At 66.8% G+C, this 755-nt stretch carries 1 protein-coding gene; it reads left to right on the top strand.

Going from position 1 to position 755, the window contains the following annotated elements; all coding sequences use genetic code 11:
• The coding region (locus TW83_RS17535) for a BCCT family transporter (protein WP_045984075.1) at positions 1-755 on the top strand (755 nt) is incomplete at both ends.

Here is a 755-nt window from a genome sequence, read left to right on the forward strand (position 1 = left end):
GGCTCGTCGCAGGTCGCGGCGGGACTGTCGGCGCTGTTCGGCTGGTCGAACGACACCGGGTTGCGCCTTGCGATCCTGGGCAGCCTGACGATCGTCGCCACGATCTCGATCGTCGCCGGCCTGGACAAGGGGGTGAAGCTTCTGTCGAACGTCAATATCGGCATGGCCGTGGGCCTGATGCTGTTCGTGCTGGTGACCGGATCGACCCTGTTTCTTCTGCGTGGCGTCGTCGAGACGATCGGCCTGTACCTGTCCAATCTGCCGCGCCTGGCCTTCTGGAACGACATGCTGCATGGCGGCGGGATGGATACCGGCGAATGGGGCTGGCAGGGCGACTGGACGGTGTTCTACTGGGCCTGGACGGTCACCTGGTCGCCCTTCATCGGCCTGTTCGTGGCGCGGATCTCCCGCGGGCGCACGGTCCGTGAATTCGTCTTTGGCGTCCTGCTGGCGCCGTCGCTGTTCACCGTCATCTGGTTCGCGATCTTCGGCTGGCAGGCGATGGCCATCGACGGACTGGGAGAGGCGGCGCGTGCCGCGATGGGCCCCGCCGCGGGCAGCATCAGCAACGCCGTCAGCGAATCCGTCCCGCTGGCGATGTTCGCCTTCTTTGCGGAACTGCCCTGGGCACCGCTGATGCAGGGGCTGGCCGTGCTGGTCGTGGCGATCTTCTTTGCCACCTCGTCGGATTCGGCGTCGCTGGTCGTGGACATGCTGTGCACGGGAACGGCGGAACCCGGACCCGTCCGCCAGCG

This window comes from Paracoccus sp. S4493 (genome assembly GCF_000967735.1).
GTDB lineage: Bacteria > Pseudomonadota > Alphaproteobacteria > Rhodobacterales > Rhodobacteraceae > Paracoccus > Paracoccus marcusii.